Annotated in this window: 2 pseudogenes; both read left to right on the top strand. The window is 77.7% G+C overall.

Annotation, left to right across the window (positions count from 1 at the left end):
- Window positions 1–441 (top strand): annotated as a pseudogene (locus G3I42_RS05265) (dehydrogenase); the annotation flags it as partial.
- Window positions 438–1,074 (top strand): annotated as a pseudogene (locus tag G3I42_RS05260) (hypothetical protein); the annotation flags it as partial. The pseudogenes G3I42_RS05265 and G3I42_RS05260, both read left to right, overlap by 4 nt.

The raw sequence follows: 1,074 nt of genomic DNA, 5'->3' as shown, positions 1-1,074 counted from the left end.
GTCTCGCACCTGCTGACGGGTATGGACCCGCTGCGCGGCGGCGAACTCATCTCCCACGTACGGGTACCGCTCCTGCACGCCCCGCAGGTCTTCCTCAAGGCGACCGGACGCACGGGCCCGGGGCGCGCGGTCGCCTCGCTCGCCCTCGTGCTCGACCCGGCCCGGCGCGCGGTGCGCTGCGCGGTCGGCGCGATCGCGCCGATGCCGCTGCGGCCCCTGGAAGCCGAGGCGTGGGTCTCCGCGCTCGTGGACTGGGACGGCGACCGCAGCCTCGCGCCGGAGGCGCTCGCCGCGTTCGGCGAGTACGTCGCCGCCGCCTGCGTACCCGAACAACCGGCGGGCGAGGACGGCGTCGTGCCCCCGCTCACGCCCGCCGTATCGCACCTGCGCCGCACCGTCGCCGCGCTGGCCCGTCGCGCACTGGGGAGGGCGCTCGCATGAGCGAGGAACAGGACCGGCCCACACCACCGCAGCAGGACCCCTACGGCGAGGGCCCGGGGCCGTACGGCGGCTGGGAACCCGTTCCGCACACGGACTACGACGCCGACGCGACCGCCTTCGTGAGCCTGCCCGAAGGACTCCTCGACGCCGCCCCCCTCGCGGCCCCGGGCCACGGCTACGTACCGCCGCGCATCCCGCCCGCCGGTACGGACCCGGGCGCGACCGGGCAGTGGGACTTCCCGCGTCAGCAGCCGGAGCCCGGCCCCGAGGCACCGGGCGAACCGGCGTACGGGCCCAGCCCGATGGAGACCACGGTCCAGTTCGCCGCCTTCACGCCCGAGCCGGCCGCCGAGGCCGCGCGGGACGCGCAGCCGAGCGAGCCGAGCGCCTCGGGCGCGACCGGGCAGTGGCAGATCCCCGTCGCCGAGGGCGCGCTCCCGGAGGAGTCCGGCGAGTTCCAGGGCTCCTCGCTCACCTCGCAGTGGTCGGGCACGGCCCCCGCGACCCTCCCGGGCGGCGCGATCGCACCGTGGGCGGTGGCGGCGCAGGAGGCGCAGGAAGCGGAACGGGCCGAAGCCGAGGCGGTACGCGCCGAGGCGGAGGCGGTGCGGGAGGAGCCCGCGCCCGGCGGGG

Origin of the sequence: Streptomyces sp. SID11385, assembly GCF_010548245.1 — a bacterium.
Classification (GTDB): Bacteria; Actinomycetota; Actinomycetes; order Streptomycetales; family Streptomycetaceae; genus Streptomyces.
This window is presented reverse-complemented; position numbering and strand designations above follow the sequence as displayed.